We start from the raw sequence: 16,623 nt of genomic DNA on the forward strand, positions 1-16,623 counted from the left end.
GCAAATGACTCTGCTAAAAAGCAAAAAGCAGACCATTTCACACAAGAAATATAAGCAAAAGAGTGAAAATATATCCATAAATATGCTCAGATTCCAAAAAATCCGGAGAAAAAAGAGGGATGGAGCTCATAACCCATAAAATCTATTTTAGCATTTTTTTAAATCTATTAGTAGGGACTATTTACTCTTGTGTACCTATTTCCCCTCTGTTTCTGCGTCTTCCGGTTGGAATGGAACGTAGGAATCCGCCTCTAGCATCGTGATCAATCCGGGTTGCTCCGTTTCTATGACCTGATTAAGATAGCCCACCTTGTTCTTTAGCAGCGAAATCGCCGTAATCACCTCGAATTTGGAGCGGGTGTACAGCTTGATTCTGTCCGGAAAAGACAGCGTCGGTGAAGGTACAATTTCAGAAATATCGCTCGTCAGCTCATTAGGAATCCCAGCCAGTACCTGCGAGAGCTTTGCCTTAAACGGATCGGATGGATTCCAATTGGTCAGAATAGGCTTCTCGACGGCAATTCCGGTCTCATTTACCTTGACAGCTGCTCCGCTAGAGAGAATAGCCTTGAGGCTGCCATCCTGATCCAGTTCATAAGCCACCGCCGGGTACTCCTCAATGTGTATGGAAATTAAGCCCGGGAACTTTTTATCTACCGTTGCTTTTTGCACTGTATCCAGTTTCATCAGAGATTCCTCCACAGCGCTCTTGGAGACAGCAAAGAACTGTCCTCCGGTCTGCAGACCGCTTTGGGCTAGCAATTCTTCTTGCGTTGAATACTTGCTTCCCTCAAAATCTATCTCTGTAATCCGGCTGGCAGACGAACGGAAAAAAATCACAGCGAGCAGCGCGGTGAACAGCAGGATTAGAATAAAGGTAACCTTGCGGCTCATTTTCTTTTTGGGCTTGTCCTCTTTCAATAGAGGCACAGTGGTTTTAGACATTCTCATTTCTCCGTAGTAAGGCCCTGTCTCCTTCCCGGGCAATTCTTCCGAAGGAGACAGGGAGCTTTAATTGGCCAAATCAATCGGTCCCGGAACAGGTACCTTGCGGCTAATACGGGCACCCAGTTTCTGAAACAACTTCTCAATACCGTCATAGCCCCGGTCTATGTGATGCGCCTGCTCGACAATGGTCGTCCCGTTGGCGGCAAGGCCGGCAATCACAAGCGCTGCCCCCGCCCGCAGGTCAGTTGCCTCCACAGTAGCTCCGTAGAGCCTCTGCACACCGCGGATGAACGCCCGGTTCAGGTCAATAGAAATATCCGCACCCATACGGGCCATTTCCTCCACATGCTTGAAGCGACCCTCAAACACGGTTTCTTTGATCACACTAAAACCGTCGGCGAGCGACAGCAGCACCATCACCTGGGACTGGAGGTCCGTCGGAAACGAAGGATATGGAGAGGTCACTATTCGCTCTACCCCCCGGGGACGCCCCATGCAGCTGACATTAATTATATCATTGCAGACTGTAATTTGAACACCGGCGCGCTTGAGCACATGAATGAGCGAGGTCAAATGCCCTGCGTTAGTATGTGTCAACGTAACGTTCCCCCGTGTTGCCGCCGCTGCAATCATTACGGTTCCAGCTACAATCCGGTCCGGAATGACCTCATACGTACAGGGATAAAGCTTCTTCACACCTTGAATTGTGATGGTATCAGTCCCTGCACCCATGATCTGGGCTCCCATCTTGTTCAAAAAATGCTGAAGATCCTGTATCTCCGGTTCCCTGGCCGCACCGGTTATCGTTGTGGTGCCTTCCGCCGTAGCCGCAGCCATCATAATATTCTCTGTCGCCCCTACGCTCGGGTAGTCTAGGTGAATATCACTTCCTGTAAGCTTTTCCGCCCTGCAGGAGATCTGGCCACTACTTTCCTCGATCACCGCACCGAGCGCCTTTAGCCCCTGCAAATGAAGATCAATCTTGCGTTCGCCGATAGCACAGCCACCAGGCTGATATATCTTCACCTCACCAAACCTGGCGAGGAGCGGACCCATCAGAAAGATCGAGGACCTCATCTGCCGCATTAAATCCTCTGGAACATGAGAAGTAGCCACGGAGGATGTGTCAATCGTCACCCTCTCGTCTTCATGCACACTTTTGCAGCCCAGCCGGTCCAAAATATCCAGCATGGTCACGGTGTCCAGCAGCTTCGGCACATTATGCAGTGAGTGAACTCCTTCGGCCAGCAGACTTGCCGCCAGGATCGGCAGCGCCGCATTTTTTGCTCCATGGATCCGAATGGTGCCGGACAGGGGACTCCCACCCTCAATCACCAATTTGTCCAATGTATCACCTCCGAGATTACCGCTCACCCACCACAAACACTTCCGGTACCAGGGCCTTCGTGAAATGAACAGGAACGCCCGCCTGCCTCATTTCAATACCGGAAGTGTCTGGGTGATTGTCACGATTATAGGATTATCCTATGTTCAATCCCTCGGGTGTGTGACTGTGGCTGCCAATAAGGCATTTTCCGCCACCGCAGCCCTAAATCCAGGCTTATTTCCCACTGTCGTGCGGCCTGTACTTTAGCCGCTGAGGAATTACTTTTGCTTGCCGACGAGTTTGTACAGCTCACTGACGACCAGCGCGGCAGAATCTCTTTTGCCCAAACGCAGCGAGGACTCAGACATTTTACGGCGAACAGCCTCATCTCCAATAATCTTGGCAATGGCTCCATGCAGTGCCTGCCCGTTCAGTTCTCTCTCCAACACCACCACGGCGGCGCCTTCGCGTTCCAACTGTCTGGCATTGGCTTCCTGGTGATTGTTCGTTACGTTAGGAGAAGGTATAAGTACAGAAGGAATGCCCAAAGCCGTAATCTCCGAAAGAAATGATGCGCCCGCACGGTTGACGATCAGCGACGTGCATGCCAGTACTTCCGGCATATTGTGAATATAAGGAAGCACATGCAGCCAGTTAGGGAGACTCCCCAATTTTTGCCGCAGCGCTTTGCGGGTCTCTTCAAAATAAGGCTCGCCCGTCACATAAACGTAATGAACTCCATTACCCTTACCCACAAAAGGGGCCATGTCAATCATCGCATCATTAATAGCCTTGGCTCCCCGGCTGCCGCCGACCACCAGCACAACTGTGCTGTCTTCGGGAATACCAAGCGATGCATACCCGCGCTGTGCGCTTGCCGTGGTTACTGTAGTAGCCCGCGGGTTGCCGGTATAAATGACCCGTTTACCACCAGGAAACGCGGATTCCGTGCCTTCAAAGCTGACAGCCACTGTATCTGCATAACGGCTCAGGAAGCGGTTAGTCAGACCAGGAATGGCATTCTGCTCATGAATCAATGTTGGAATGCCCAGTCTTGATGCGGCATACACGACAGGACCGCAGACATAACCGCCCGTCCCGATCACTACATCCGGCTTGAACTCTTTAAGCATCTCTTTGGAAGCCCTGACTCCTTTCAGAAAACGCATAACGGTCTTAACGTTATCCAGAGACAGCTTACGGCGGAAGCCGGTAATATCAATAGATTTGAACGGAATGTTCTCCTGGGGAACCAGTTTGCTCTCCAGGCCGCGCGTGCCGCCAATATACAGAAAAGCAGCTTGGTCGTCCTCTGCTTCCAGTTGCCTTGCGACTGCGACGGCCGGATAGATATGTCCACCCGTGCCGCCGCCACTTAATACGATACGCATGCCTTTCACCTCGCATAACGGGATAAATTCAGTAGAATGCCGAGTGCCGTGAGCATGAGAGTTAACGAGGACCCGCCATAGCTGATCAGCGGAAGCGTAATACCCGTTACCGGCATCAGGCCGATAACCACACCGATGTTGATGACGACCTGCACAGCCACCATACAGACGATGCCTACGGCTAAGTAGCTTCCGAAGCGGTCAGGCAGGCTCATCGCCACCCTCATCCCGCGCCAGATCAGAATTAAGAACAAGGTCAGCACCGCCAAGCCCCCGATAAAGCCCAGTTCCTCGGCCAATATGGAAAAAATAAAATCAGTCTGTGGTTCCGGTACATAACTGTACTTCTGGCGGCTCATTCCAAGCCCCATGCCCCCAAGTCCGCCAGGACCGATGGCGTAAAGCGATTGGATAATCTGATAGCCTGCGCCGAGCGGATCGGACCAGGGATCCAGGAACGCTGTGATCCGCTGCAAACGATACGGAGCCGTGGCGATCAGCCCGGCAAATCCGGCCAGGCCCGCAATACCCAGTGACACCAGATGCTTCATCCGGGCACCAGCTGTGAAGACCATCATCAATGCGGCGCCGAACATGACGGTGCCCGTCCCAAGGTCAGGCTGGAGCATAATCAGACCAAAGGCCGTACCAATCAGTGCCAGCGGGGGCAACAGTCCACGGGTGAAGGTGGAAATATCATAATCATCGCGTCCCAGCCAATTGGCCAGAAACAGGATCATGCCCATCTTCATGAACTCCGAGGGCTGAATGCCGAAGGAGCTAATGCCCAGCCAACTGCGCGCTCCCCCGCGCACAACCCCGATTCCAGGGATCAACACAATCACCAGTAATACAAAACAAACAATCAAGAGCGGTTTGGCGAACTTCTTCAGAACGCGATAATCCGTATTGGCGGTAAAGAACATGACCACCAGGCCCAGACCCGCGAACAACAGCTGCCTTTTGACAAAATAAAACGAGTCTCCATAATTGCGAAAGCCCAAGACGGATCCGGCGCTGTATACCATCACCATGCCGATAACCAGCAGGGCAAGAATAGGGATCAGCAGCCAAATATCCGGCGCATGACGGGATTTATTCATGAGGAGCACACCTCTGCTTCCGTAGTAGGGGCTTATCCGCCCCCCTACTTAAAGGTTATGCACCGCCTCTTTAAAAATACGCCCGCGCTCTTCATAGGATGTAAACATGTCCCAGCTTGCACATGCAGGTGACAGGAGAACGATGTCTCCTTCTTCCGCCAGGGCGGAAGCCTCCCGCACAGCCTGCTCCAGCACGGCGGCGGCGCTCTCCCCATTATCGACGGACACCACGGCGTTTAGTCCTGCCAGCTTCGCCACGTTCACCAGCTTGTCCTTCGTCTCTCCCAGCGCCACAAGTGCCTTAACACGACTGCTCAGGACAGGCAGCAGTTCAAGATAATCAGACCCGCGGTCCAGCCCGCCAGCAATCAACACTACCGGTCTACGGAGAGAGGTCAGCGCCATCGTAGTCGCTTGGGAATTCGTCGCCTTGGAATTGTTATAATAAGCAGCTCCGTTTTTATCTGCAACGTACTCCAGACGGTGCTCTACACCACGGAAAGACTTCAGTACCGCTGACAGTCCAGCTGGATCAGCCCCTGCCGCTATGGCAATAGCGCTGGCTGCCAGCGCATTCCCCACATTGAAGCGTCCTAGAAGACTGATAGACTCTACCGGAGCGATCTCTATCTCCTGACCCGCCGAATTACGGTAGAGAATGACGCGCTCCAGATCGTCTTCAACATCAGGTACATAGGATGGACTAACAAAGACGCCCTGCACCAGCTCCTCTGTCATAGAGAAAGGCAGCAGTTCTGCTTTTACATAAGGCACCAGTTCGCGACAAACGGGGTCATCCCAGTTCAGCACTGCTGTATCGCTATCCAGTTGATTGGCAAAAATCTTCGCTTTGGAGTCCACATAATCCTTCATATCTCCGTGATAATCCAGATGCGTCTCGGCTACGTTCAGCAGACAGCCTATCTTCGGGCGGAAAGTCTCCGTTCCTTTGAGCTGGAAGCTGCTCAGTTCAACCACCATCCAGTTGTCCTCGGTGGCCTCCTGTGCCGCCTGACAGAGCGGTGTGCCGATGTTACCGGCTACGATCGGATTCATACCTGCCGCATCCAGCATCTGACCCACCCAGGTCGTTGTCGTCGTCTTGCCGTTGGAACCGGTGATACCGATCATCGGTGCGGCACAGAGACGGTAAGCCACTTCGACCTCGGTGACCACTTCTATGCCGAGCTCCAATGCTTTTTGAACAGGAGGCACGGAATACGGTATGCCCGGATTCTTAACCACCAGCTTGATGCCCGGATGAATCAACCCTTCCGGATGCCCGCCGCATATAACAGAAATTCCCAAAGATTCCAATTCGGAAGCTTCGGGACTTTGTTCTCTTTCCTTTTTATCATTGACCGTAACCACGGCGCCGCGCTCATGCAGCACTTTGGCTACCTGGACGCCGCTCTTGGCAAGACCCAGAACGACGACCTCTTCTCCACGATACAAATCCGGATGTTTCATAGTCTACAACCCCTTGCTGATATAAAGTCCTACTGCCGCCAGCACCAGACTTACCGCCCAGAACGAGATGACGACCCGCCATTCCGACCAGCCGCTGAGTTCAAAGTGGTGATGGATTGGGCTCATTTTGAAAATACGCTTGCCGCGGGTTTTAAAGGAAGCTACCTGCAATACAACGGATAGCATTTCCACTACAAATACACCGCCAATAATCAGGAACAACAGCTCGCTCTTCGTGACGATCGCTATGGCACCAATGGCGCCGCCAATCCCGAACGACCCCGTGTCTCCCATGAACACTTTGGCCGGGTGGGCGTTAAAGACCAGAAAGCCCAGCACAGCGCCGATCATCGCCGCAGCACATACGCCTGCCGCAATGGAAGTCGTCTGCATGGCAATAACAGCGTAAGCCGCAAGGGCAATCGCACTAACCCCGGACAGCAGACCATCTACGCCATCGGTAAAATTGACAGCATTGGTGACGGCCATCATCATGACGATGACGAACGGATAGTAGAACCAGCCACCCCAATCAAAGCTCCAGGACGTGCCTGGTACACTGATGCTGGTGCTATGTCCCGCGGAAATTAACAGGTAGCACATTACAGCTCCCACGAGGAGCTGTCCGATCAGCTTCTGGCGCGCTGTTAGTCCGAGGGAACGTTTGAAGACGATTTTGATATAATCATCCAAAAAGCCGATCAGGCCAAAGCCGAGCGCAGCCACAAGTAGGACATAAAAATCTGAGTTTACTACGGAAAACTTAAGAAAAGACAAGGTAAAGGCCACAATGATCACGATCCCGCCCATTGTAGGCGTTCCCGCTTTTTTAAGATGACTCTGAGGCCCGTCGTCACGAACCTGCTGTCCGAATTTCATCCTGCGCAGCAGCGGAATGAAGAGCGGAGCGGCAATGACCGCAAGGATAAAGGAAACAGCGATAGTAAGCAGCAATAATTGATAATCCATGGGTACACCCCCTCCAATGTTCTATGTCTGTTGATAATGTGCATTCAGTGACCCTAGCACTTCTTCCAGCCGCATGCCTCGTGAGCCCTTGAAGAGCACAATATCTCTTGGCGTGCTTTTAGCGATCAGAAGTTCAGTCAGAGACGCTTTATCTGTAAAAGCGAATACTCTGTCCGGCCCGAATGTCTTGGTGGCAGCTTCTGCGATATGTGTAGACAGAGGGCCAAAAGTAAATACAAAATCAAGCTCTTCGGCATTCAGGTAGCTACCAATTTCACGGTGATACCGTTCTTCCTCCGGCCCAAGTTCCAGCATGTCCCCAAGCACAGCGATTTTGCTGCCGCTACTCTTCATGGCTTGAATGACATCAATCGCTGCCCGCATGGATGTCGGACTGGCGTTGTAGGCATCGTTCAGCAGGGTTAGTCCGCAAGGCACTGAGATCACTTCAATTCTCATACCTGTCAGCCGGAGTCCGCCGAGGCCCTGCTCGATATGCTCCTCCGTAATGCCGAAGTGACGCGCAACCGCCAGCGCAGCCAAAGCATTCACCACATTATGGCGGCCAGGCAAAGGCAGGGTAAAGGCACGATCGGCATGGAGATGAGAAGTGAAGCTCATTCCCGCACTGTGAGTCATCATGCCTGTCGGATAATCATCATTGTCTGCGGCCAGGCCGAAACGGAAGGTCCTCATCTCTTGCGGAGCCTGGAACCCCGGTTCCTCCATCACTTCCGCAAGCAGTGGCTCATCCCCGTTATAGACCAGCAGACCGCCAGGCTTCAAGCCTTCAGCAATTTCCAGCTTCGCCCGGGCGATTTCCTTACGAGAGCCGAGCTGCAGCAGGTGGGACTCGCCAATGTTGGTAATGATGGCGATATCAGGCGGGGCCAGTGAAGCCAGAAGAGCAATTTCTCCCCGACCGCTCATGCCCATCTCAAGGATGGCCACCTCGGTATCGGATGCCATCGACAGAATCGTTAGCGGTAAACCGATATGATTGTTGAAATTACCTTGTGTCTTATGAACTTTATATTGGCTCTCTAACAAGGCAGTAACGATATCCTTGGTCGTTGTTTTACCGTTACTACCCGTAATGGCTACGACCTGAGGCTTCACGATATCCAGATAAGAAGCGGACAGCTTCTGAAGAGCTATTAGCGTATCTTCAACGAGAATGACCCCACCCTCGGGAGCAGGTCCCCTATCACGCTGCCAGAGCGTGCCAGCAGCCCCTGCCGCAAGCGATGCAGCACCGTAGTCATGTCCATCGAACTTCTCGCCTACCAGCGGAACGAACAAGCAGGCAGGCACAATTTTGCGAGAATCCGTAACGACTCCCGTAACCTCTATATCGGCAGCAGCAGGGGCCAAGAGTTGCCCCCCGCACATGGCGGCGATATTTTCAAGTGTACTAGTAATCAATAGCTTCGGCCCCTTATCACTTCTTTAGCGACGACGCGATCATCGAAATCGTGAACCACTCCGCCGATCAATTGGTAGGTCTCATGACCCTTCCCCGCAATCAATACTACATCGCCGGGGCTTGCCATTTCAATAGCTTTCCTGATAGCTTCTCTCCGGTCTGCGATCAGTTCGTAGCGTTCCCGTGCAACCCCGTCCTCCACCAACCCGGCTTCAATATCCTTCAGAATCAGCAGTGGGTCTTCGGTGCGCGGATTGTCAGAGGTAACAAGGATGGCATCACTGTACTTGGCGGCGATCTTGCCCATCAGCGGACGTTTGGTGCGGTCTCTGTCCCCGCCGCATCCGAATACGGTCAGTACTTTGCCCGTCGCAAATTCCTGCACAGCACGCAATACATTCTCCAGGCCATCCGGGGTATGCGCATAATCCACGATCACCGCAAACTCCTGACCTTCGTCCACGGATTCCACCCGTCCGGCCACACCAGGAACAGCTTCCAGACTAGCCTTGATCTCCTCTAACGGCACATCCTCCAAAAGAGCGGCCGTAATGGCAGCCAACGCATTGTACACATTGAACTTGCCGACCATTCGCAGCGATATGTCCGTCTTTCCTTTAAACGTGTCAACATGGAAAAATGTTCCTTTTGCAGTGATCGAGATTTGAGAAGCACGGACATTGGCCTCATTGTCAATGCCGTATGTAATGACTTCTGCAGCGGTCTGGGAAGCAAAATAAGCGCTGGCCCCATCATCTGCATTCAGCACCGCGTATTTGCGCTCTTCCTTCCAAGGGGAGATGACATTGCCCAGGCGGGAGAAGAACAAACCCTTGGCTGCCCGGTACTCCTCCATTGTATGATGATAATCCAAATGGTCCTGGGTTAAATTTGTAAATATCGCTGTGCGGAAATCTGTTCCTTTCACACGCCCTTGTTCCAACGCATGCGAGGACACTTCCATGACGCATAATTGCACGCCTTTGTTCGCCATATCGCTCAGTGAACGCTGAAGCTCCAGTGATTCGGGAGTGGTTCCGGACATCGGATAACTTTGACCATCATAGCGCATTTGAATGGTTCCAATGAGTCCTGTCTTCACCTGATGATCTTCCATGATCCGTTCAATAAGATAGGTTGTCGTAGTTTTACCGTTAGTACCCGTGATACCGATCATCCGCATGCGGCTGCTCGGGGAACCAAAAAAGGCATTAGACAGTACAGACATCGCAAAACGACTGTCGCCTACTACGATTTGCGGCACATCAAGGTCAAGTCTTCGTTCCGCCACAATAGCAGCAGCCCCGTTCGCCACTGCCTGTGAGGCGTACTCATGCCCGTCTACAGTGTGGCCGGGCAGACAGATGAACAAGTCGCCCGGTTGTACCCGGCGGGAATCTGTCTGCAGATTCTTGATCTCAATATCTCCTGCCCCGTATAGATGCGATACGGCCAGACAGGATGCCAATTCGTTAACTTTCATAGTAATCCCTCACTCTACATTTTCGGATAAGAGATACAGTAGTATACCTCTTGGAATGCATATTTGATACTGGCGCTCTGGGGGTCTCTCACTTTCATCCGCTGCTGGTTATTCGGGTGATGCACCCATGTAAATGCGGATGGTGGATCCCCGTTCCACTCTGGCTCCCGGCTTGGGGGCCTGGTTGATTACGGTATTGCCCGTTCCGGAGCGGGCCAGTGTAAAGTTCATATTCAGATCTTCATAAATATCCTGTACGGTGGCGCCAGTGAGGTCAGGTACAGTCACAATTGGCGTTTCCCCGTATTTATAATTCTTGGCTAGCTGGTCTGTTCGTTCCGGCACCTTCATGTAATGCAAGGAGTCTTCCAAAATATTCTGTACAATTGGTGCGGCGACAACACCCCCGAACTGAATGCCTTTCGGATTATCCACCGCCGTATAAACAACGATTTGCGGATCATCTGCTGGCGCAAAACCGACAAAGGAAACGATGTGCTCTGTCGGAGAGTAGCGGCCGTTAATGACCTTCTGGGCTGTACCTGTCTTGCCACCTACCCGGTATCCATCAATAAAAGCCGGGCGGCCAGTGCCCTTGGCAACCACACTCTCCAGCGCAGCCCGAACCTTCTTTGAGGTCTCCTCAGAAATAACCTCCCGCACCAGTTCAGGCTCCACCTCTGAGACGGTTTCCCCTGTATCCGGGTTAATCCAGGCTTTGGCTACATGCGGTTTATATAACTTGCCGCCATTGATTGCTGCCGATACTGCTGTGATCTGCTGAATCGGTGTAACCGAGACACCTTGGCCAAACGCCGTTGTTGCCAGCTCGACAGGCCCCACCTGCGATGGCTTGAACAAGATACCATTCGATTCACCGTTCAAATCAATTCCCGTCTTGCTCCCAAAACCGAAATCCCGGATGTATTTGAACAATGAATCCTTACCCAGCCGCTGACCCAGGGCCACGAAGCCCGGGTTGCAAGAGTTCTCGACAACCTGCAGGAAAGTCTGGCTGCCATGGCCGCCTTTCTTCCAGCAGCGGAGTCTCGCTCCGCCGACTTCGATAAAACCAGGATCAAAGAAGTGATCATTCTGCAGATCAACCTTCCCCTCCTGCAGCGCAGCCGCAAGGGTAATAATCTTGAAAGTAGACCCTGGCTCGTAGGTCATCCAGATCGGCAAGTTCCGGTTATAGGTCTGAGCATCATATTCCTTGTATTGCCCGGGTTCATACCCCGGCCTACTGGCCATCGCCAAAATCTCGCCATTCTTGGGATTCATGGCAATGGCCCAGCTGCCCTGAGCCTGATACTTCACCATTGCCTGATCCAGCTCTCGTTCCATAATCGACTGAATCTGCTTGTCAATCGTCAGTTCCAGATTAAGTCCATCCTGAGGCTTGGAATACTTCTCGGAGGAACCTGGCATTAAACGCCCTCCGGCATCGGAGAGATAAGAGATATTACCGCCAATACCCTGCAGCAACTTGTCATAGATGCTCTCTACTCCGGTAATGCCCTGGTTGTCTATCCCTGTAAAGCCTAGAATATGCGCTGCAAGATCACCGTAGGGGTAATAGCGCTTGCTATCCTCAGCCACAACGATGCCCGGCAGCTTCAAATCACGAATTTCGGCGGCAAGCTCCATCGTAATTTTACGGCCGCCGGGCTGCAGTCTCACCGAGGCTTTCTTTTGGGACAGCATAGGCACAAGCTTCTCCTTGGTCATGCCAAGCAAGGGTGCCAACTGCTGTGCTGTCGTCTCTTTATCTTTTACTTGCACAGGAATGGCGTAGATCGTAGGCGAACTGACGTTATATGCCAGCGGTACACCTTCACGGTCCAATATTTCACCGCGCTTGGCGGTAAAGGGAATATTCCGGCGCCAAGAATCCTCAGCTTTAGCAGTTAGTTCCTGGCCTTTAGACAATTGTACATAAGCCAGCCGAACCGCCAGCGAACCAAACAACAAAGCCAGTCCTAGCAGCGTCCACAACATTCTTCGGCGGCTTGTAACTTTCGATACCTTCATTCCGTTCTCCCCCGTTTCCCAGGTAATAGACATGAGCTCTTACCTTCATGACTATTCGGGACAAACAGGGGTTAGAACAAGCCTATGGATTGCTTTTGGCCTCATTCTCTCCGTCCGGAGGTGGATCGGCCGCCGCCTGATCTCCCCCTGGCTCGTTGAGCGGAGTTAATTTGAGAGTGATAAGCTTCTTGCCATTCTTCGTACTCTCTACTTGCTCAGTTACATAACCTTCACCCTGTACAACGATGCCAACCTTCATAAGGCTGAGCACTTCCAGCGCATCACGCAAGGACTGACCCTTCAGATCCGGAATGACTGACGAATCCCCCTCCTGACTCAGCAGATAAATCCGCTGGCCTGAAGCAAGCTTCGTTCCGCCAGGCGGATACTGACTGACCACAGAAGCGCCTTGGCCAACAGTCTCGAAATCATATCCACCGGCGAGCAGAAGTTCACGGGCCTCCTTCATCGTTTTCCCTTGAAGATCTGGAGCCGTACGCAGAGCTGGAGCCGCCGCTTTGACTGGTTCTTTACTGTTTTTATCATCTTTGGTGACGTTCTTCGGCACACCCATGTATTGCAGCGACTGGGACACAATCTCCTTGAACACTGGCCCTGCCGCTGTACCGCCACCTACCTCGACGTTCGGCTCATCAATGATAACGATCACGGCAATTTTCGGATCATTCACGGGCGCATAGCCAATAAAGGATACAAGCACCTTGGATTTCACATAGTCTTGTCCCTCAACCTTAATAGCCGTTCCCGTCTTCCCTGCTACCCGGTAGCCTTCAATATAGGCATGACGTCCAGTACCTATAGTCTGGTCAGCAACCACCTGTTCCAGATAACCCCCGGTCTCCCTAGCGCTTTCCTCCGAAATCACCTGACGCACAACCTCTGGCTTAGTAACCGCAGTTTGTCCTGTATTCGGGTTGGTTACTTCCTTGACCACATGCGGAACCATCAGCTTCCCGCCGTTGGCAATAGCTGCAACCGCCGTTAACTGCTCAATCGGGGTTACCTGTACCTTACCATGACCATAAGCCAGTGTGGCAAATTCAACGGGGTATTGGGGCGATACTCTACCCGTAACTTCCCCCGGCAAATCTATACCTGTTTTCTCTTTAAAACCAAAATCTTCAATATACTTTAAGAGTCTATCCTGTCCTAGCATTTCATAGCCTAGTTTGACGAAAGCTACGTTACTGGAGCGTTTTACACCTTCAAGAAACGAGATCTGGCCCCAGCCAGCTTTTTTGATATCATGCAGTGACTTGCTGTAGCCCTTGATCCGGATCGATCCAGACATGAATGTGTCATCGGGCTTGAACAGCTTCTCTTGCACTGCCCCGGCTAGTGTAGCAATCTTGAACGTAGAGCCAGGTTCATAAATAGATTGGATGGCATGGTTCCGGAAAGCACCTTGATCTTTAGTTTCCCAAAAGGCATTAGGGTTGAAGGTGGGCATATTCGCCATCCCCAGAATTTCCATTGTGTTCGGATCTGCCGCGATGACAGTCATACTTTTTGGCTTATACTGGTTAACGGCCTTTTTCATCGCCTCTTCGATATAATACTGAATGGTACTATCAATCGTCAGCTTGAAATTGTTTCCATTAACTACCGGTTGATAGGATTCCTCGGCATTGGGCAGCTTGATTCCCTTACCGTCACTCTTATAAAGTAACTGCCCGTCCTTACCTTTCAACTGATCGTCAAAATACTTCTCGAAACCCATAACGGCTTTGCCGTCACGGTCTGTATACCCGAGAATATGGGCTGCAAGGGTATTCTTAGGATAATATCTCTTCTGCTCCCGTACAAATCCGATCCCCGTCTCCTGAATCTTATGCTCTGCTTTCAGCTTATCCCGAAAAGCCACTACCTTCTCATAAAGATCCTGATCGATTTTCCAGCCTTCGTTACGAATTTCACGGTTCTTTAAAAAATTACCGTTCTCATCCTTGGCTTCCACTAGCTTCCGCAGCTCACTCTCCGGCTTCTTCAGCAGATCCTTGAGACCGGCGATCACCTCATCGCCAATACCTATCGTGTTTATCACCTCAGGGTTCACAACAACAGTGTAAGCAGGGACGTCGCTGGCCAGCGTGCTTCCATTGCGGTCGGTGATCACTCCGCGGGTCGCCTTAATTGTGGAAGTATGCGCCCACTGCTTTTGTGCCCGTTCCTGCCAGAAATCCCCGTTTAGCACCTGGATATAGAACACCCTTCCGACCAAAACAAGAAAAAAGAGGGTAATACACCCTCCTATAAACAGCGTGCGAAGTTTTATTCTTTTAATCATACCTAACCTCACATACTCTATTATTGCGATCTTGCCAATCGCTTACTAGTTATCTCCGTCAGTAGATGTTCCTGATTTCGGAACAAATATCGTAGTATCTTCATTGGGCGGGACAAAACCCAGCTCCTTGGCCTTTATCGGGATCAACTGCTCCAGTGTCTGCTTCTCCATCTGGTATGTAGCGATCTGCTTCTTATCTCTGGCAATTTCAGCATCCAGCTTCTGCGCTTGCTTGTTCAAATCGTAAATATGAACGTAACGCCAAATCAGGGTGACGGCTACCAGGACAAATACACTTAGAGTCAGCATGTACAGCAGCTTCTCTTGCATGGGGAGCACCATTCGCCTGGTGACTACTTTTGTCTTCTCGCGGTATAGTGGGTTCTTTTCTTCTTTTCTTTTGGGCTGGACTGCCAAGTTGCCGCGGGTATAGGCCATCTCTGACTCTCCTTTATCGTAATTTACAATTTCTCTGCAATACGCAGCTTCGCTGAACGGGCACGAGGGTTAAGCTCAAGCTCTTCTTCGGAAGGCAAGCGTGGTTTGCGATTGATCAGTTTGAGCGAGCCTTCAGCACCGCATACACATAACGGAAAATCAGGTGGGCATGTGCATTTGCTGACATAACTGCTCAGAATCTGCTTGCAAATCCGATCCTCCAACGAGTGGAAGGTGATGACGGATACTCTTCCTTCAGGCGCCAGACAGCGAACCGCCCCATGCAGCCCTTCTTCAAAGGCACCCAATTCATCATTTACAGCAATTCGCAGGGCCTGGAAACTCCGTTTGGCAGGATGTCCGCCAGTTCTGCGCGCAGCCGCAGGAATACCTTCCTTGATCAACTCTACTAATTCGCCAGTGTTCTCAATAGGCTTCTCGGCTCTCCGCGCTACAATGCGTCCGGCAATCCGTCGCGAGAATTTTTCTTCCCCGTATTGGAAAAGCACGCGTGCGATTTCCTGTTCGGACCAGGTATTCACAATATCCGCTGCAGTCAGCATTCCCGACTGGTCCATCCGCATATCCAGCGGCGCATCGTGATTGTAGCTAAAGCCGCGTTCCCCTTCGTCGAACTGGGGCGATGAGACGCCAAGGTCAAAGAGAATTCCGTCAACCTGGGGAACTCCGTCTTTCTTCGGGACAAAAGGCACATCTCTAAGCACATATTCCAAATCGCGGAAATTCGTCTTCACAAGAACAACTTTATCCCCGTATTCAGCCAGTTTTTCCTTGGCGTTATTCAGGGCCCAGTCATCTTGATCCAGGCAGATCAAACGGCCTTCTCCGCTGAGTTTGGAAGCGATAAGTGAGCTGTGACCTGCCCCGCCGAGCGTGCAATCTACATAGATTCCGTCTTTTTTGATGTGCAGCCCTTCTGTCGCTTCTTCTTTAAGCACCGTGATGTGATGAAACAAGCTGCATCCCTCCAGGACAGTATTCGATATTTGTGTGGTTTATAGATCAAAGTTGAAATCGACCAATTTCTCGGCAATCTCGTTGAATGATTCTTCTGACTGTTCGAAGTACTGTTCCCAAAGCTCCTTGTTCCAGATCTCCACCCGGTTAGAAACGCCTAGAATAACACAGTCCTTGTCCAGCTTGGCATACTGCCGCAAATTGCCCGGCAAGTTTACCCTGCCCTGCTTGTCCCAAACACATTCTGTCGCTCCCGAGAAAAAAAAGCGGCTGAATGCGCGGGCATCCGATTTCATCAACGATAGGGTTTTGAGCTTTTGCTCCATGATGCCCCATTCTTCCATGGGATAAACAAAAAGGCAGGAGTCAAGTCCGCGGGTCGCCACGAAGGAAGTTCCGAGCATTTCACGGAACTTGGCCGGAATAATAATTCGGCCTTTCTCGTCGATACTATGCTGGTATTCACCCATGAACATAGCTTTCCCACTCCCGCTCCCCAAATCCCCACTTTACCCCACTTTTCACCACTTAAGCATAATAGATTCGCCGTTAAAAATCAAAAACCTTTTTCCAGACCAAGGTAATTGTTTCCTAATTGTAAAATTGCCTCTAAGTCCCTATATATATGGTTCCAAGGTCCTGTCAGACACCTGTTACCCCCTGTATAAATTACCAGAAACACGCAAGAAACCGCCCGGCCGGAATATGCTTCCGGCAGAACGGCTTCTGCATCGTATCACCTATGCAA

At 51.4% G+C, this 16,623-nt stretch carries 13 protein-coding genes; all 13 read right to left on the bottom strand.

The window, feature by feature from the left end:
• Positions 1-195: 195 nt before the first annotated feature.
• Positions 196-945, bottom strand: a complete 750-nt coding sequence (locus ACFRAM_RS10355) for a cell division protein FtsQ/DivIB (protein WP_379465787.1) — start codon at positions 943-945, stop codon at positions 196-198.
• Between the two features lie 66 nt (positions 946-1,011).
• The gene (gene murA, locus ACFRAM_RS10360; RefSeq protein WP_379465788.1) at positions 1,012-2,295 is read right to left on the bottom strand and encodes a UDP-N-acetylglucosamine 1-carboxyvinyltransferase; all 1,284 of its coding nucleotides are present in this window, start codon (positions 2,293-2,295) and stop codon (positions 1,012-1,014) included.
• Between the two features lie 258 nt (positions 2,296-2,553).
• Positions 2,554-3,666, bottom strand: coding sequence for an undecaprenyldiphospho-muramoylpentapeptide beta-N-acetylglucosaminyltransferase (murG, locus tag ACFRAM_RS10365; RefSeq protein ID WP_379465789.1), 1,113 nt, complete (start codon positions 3,664-3,666; stop codon positions 2,554-2,556).
• Positions 3,667-3,671: 5 nt separating this feature from the next.
• Positions 3,672-4,769: a stage V sporulation protein E gene (gene spoVE, locus ACFRAM_RS10370; protein WP_175372881.1), complete on the bottom strand. Its 1,098-nt coding sequence runs from the start codon at positions 4,767-4,769 to the stop codon at positions 3,672-3,674.
• A 48-nt stretch (positions 4,770-4,817) separates the two neighbouring features.
• The gene (gene murD, locus ACFRAM_RS10375; protein WP_379465790.1) at positions 4,818-6,239 is read right to left on the bottom strand and encodes a UDP-N-acetylmuramoyl-L-alanine--D-glutamate ligase; all 1,422 of its coding nucleotides are present in this window, start codon (positions 6,237-6,239) and stop codon (positions 4,818-4,820) included.
• Between the two features lie 3 nt (positions 6,240-6,242).
• The gene (mraY, locus tag ACFRAM_RS10380) at positions 6,243-7,208 is read right to left on the bottom strand and encodes a phospho-N-acetylmuramoyl-pentapeptide-transferase (RefSeq protein WP_175372879.1); all 966 of its coding nucleotides are present in this window, start codon (positions 7,206-7,208) and stop codon (positions 6,243-6,245) included.
• A 21-nt stretch (positions 7,209-7,229) separates the two neighbouring features.
• Entirely contained in the window at positions 7,230-8,633 is a 1,404-nt protein-coding gene (locus tag ACFRAM_RS10385) for a UDP-N-acetylmuramoyl-tripeptide--D-alanyl-D-alanine ligase (protein WP_379465791.1), read from the bottom strand.
• Positions 8,630-10,117, bottom strand: coding sequence for a UDP-N-acetylmuramoyl-L-alanyl-D-glutamate--2,6-diaminopimelate ligase (locus ACFRAM_RS10390; protein WP_379465792.1), 1,488 nt, complete (start codon positions 10,115-10,117; stop codon positions 8,630-8,632). Before ACFRAM_RS10390 ends, ACFRAM_RS10385 begins: the two co-directional genes overlap by 4 nt.
• Before the next feature lie 108 nt (positions 10,118-10,225).
• The gene (locus ACFRAM_RS10395) at positions 10,226-12,151 is read right to left on the bottom strand and encodes a stage V sporulation protein D (protein WP_379465793.1); all 1,926 of its coding nucleotides are present in this window, start codon (positions 12,149-12,151) and stop codon (positions 10,226-10,228) included.
• An 82-nt stretch (positions 12,152-12,233) separates the two neighbouring features.
• Positions 12,234-14,459 (bottom strand): penicillin-binding transpeptidase domain-containing protein, encoded by a 2,226-nt coding sequence (locus ACFRAM_RS10400; protein ID WP_379465794.1) that lies wholly within the window; start codon positions 14,457-14,459, stop codon positions 12,234-12,236.
• A gap of 45 nt (positions 14,460-14,504) precedes the next feature.
• Positions 14,505-14,897 carry a hypothetical protein gene (locus ACFRAM_RS10405; protein WP_379465795.1) on the bottom strand — a complete coding sequence of 131 codons (393 nt, stop codon included), beginning with the start codon at positions 14,895-14,897 and terminating at the stop codon, positions 14,505-14,507.
• A 23-nt stretch (positions 14,898-14,920) separates the two neighbouring features.
• A complete protein-coding gene (rsmH, locus tag ACFRAM_RS10410) occupies positions 14,921-15,874 on the bottom strand; it encodes a 16S rRNA (cytosine(1402)-N(4))-methyltransferase RsmH (protein WP_379465796.1) in 954 nt (317 codons plus the stop codon).
• A gap of 39 nt (positions 15,875-15,913) precedes the next feature.
• Complete coding sequence (mraZ, locus tag ACFRAM_RS10415) at positions 15,914-16,351, bottom strand: division/cell wall cluster transcriptional repressor MraZ (protein ID WP_066364153.1); 438 nt, start codon at positions 16,349-16,351, stop codon at positions 15,914-15,916.
• Positions 16,352-16,623 lie beyond the last annotated feature (272 nt).

Origin of the sequence: Paenibacillus sp. NPDC056722 (genome assembly GCF_042790635.1) — a bacterium.
Lineage (GTDB): Bacteria > Bacillota > Bacilli > Paenibacillales > Paenibacillaceae > Paenibacillus_AQ > Paenibacillus_AQ agri.

What these genes read in the sequence shown, in the direction of transcription:
- ACFRAM_RS10355 (WP_379465787.1), bottom strand. Translation starts at nt 945, where the DNA reads ATGTCTAAAACCACTGTGCCTCTATTGAAAGAGGACAAGCCCAAAAAG.
- murG (WP_379465789.1), bottom strand. Translation starts at nt 3,666, where the DNA reads ATGCGTATCGTATTAAGTGGCGGCGGCACGGGTGGACATATCTATCCG.
- spoVE (WP_175372881.1), bottom strand. Translation starts at nt 4,769, where the DNA reads ATGAATAAATCCCGTCATGCGCCGGATATTTGGCTGCTGATCCCTATT.
- murD (WP_379465790.1), bottom strand. Translation starts at nt 6,239, where the DNA reads ATGAAACATCCGGATTTGTATCGTGGAGAAGAGGTCGTCGTTCTGGGT.
- mraY (WP_175372879.1), bottom strand. Translation starts at nt 7,208, where the DNA reads ATGGATTATCAATTATTGCTGCTTACTATCGCTGTTTCCTTTATCCTT.
- ACFRAM_RS10390 (WP_379465792.1), bottom strand. Translation starts at nt 10,117, where the DNA reads ATGAAAGTTAACGAATTGGCATCCTGTCTGGCCGTATCGCATCTATAC.
- ACFRAM_RS10395 (WP_379465793.1), bottom strand. Translation starts at nt 12,151, where the DNA reads ATGAAGGTATCGAAAGTTACAAGCCGCCGAAGAATGTTGTGGACGCTG.
- ACFRAM_RS10400 (WP_379465794.1), bottom strand. Translation starts at nt 14,459, where the DNA reads ATGATTAAAAGAATAAAACTTCGCACGCTGTTTATAGGAGGGTGTATT.
- ACFRAM_RS10405 (WP_379465795.1), bottom strand. Translation starts at nt 14,897, where the DNA reads ATGGCCTATACCCGCGGCAACTTGGCAGTCCAGCCCAAAAGAAAAGAA.
- mraZ (WP_066364153.1), bottom strand. Translation starts at nt 16,351, where the DNA reads ATGTTCATGGGTGAATACCAGCATAGTATCGACGAGAAAGGCCGAATT.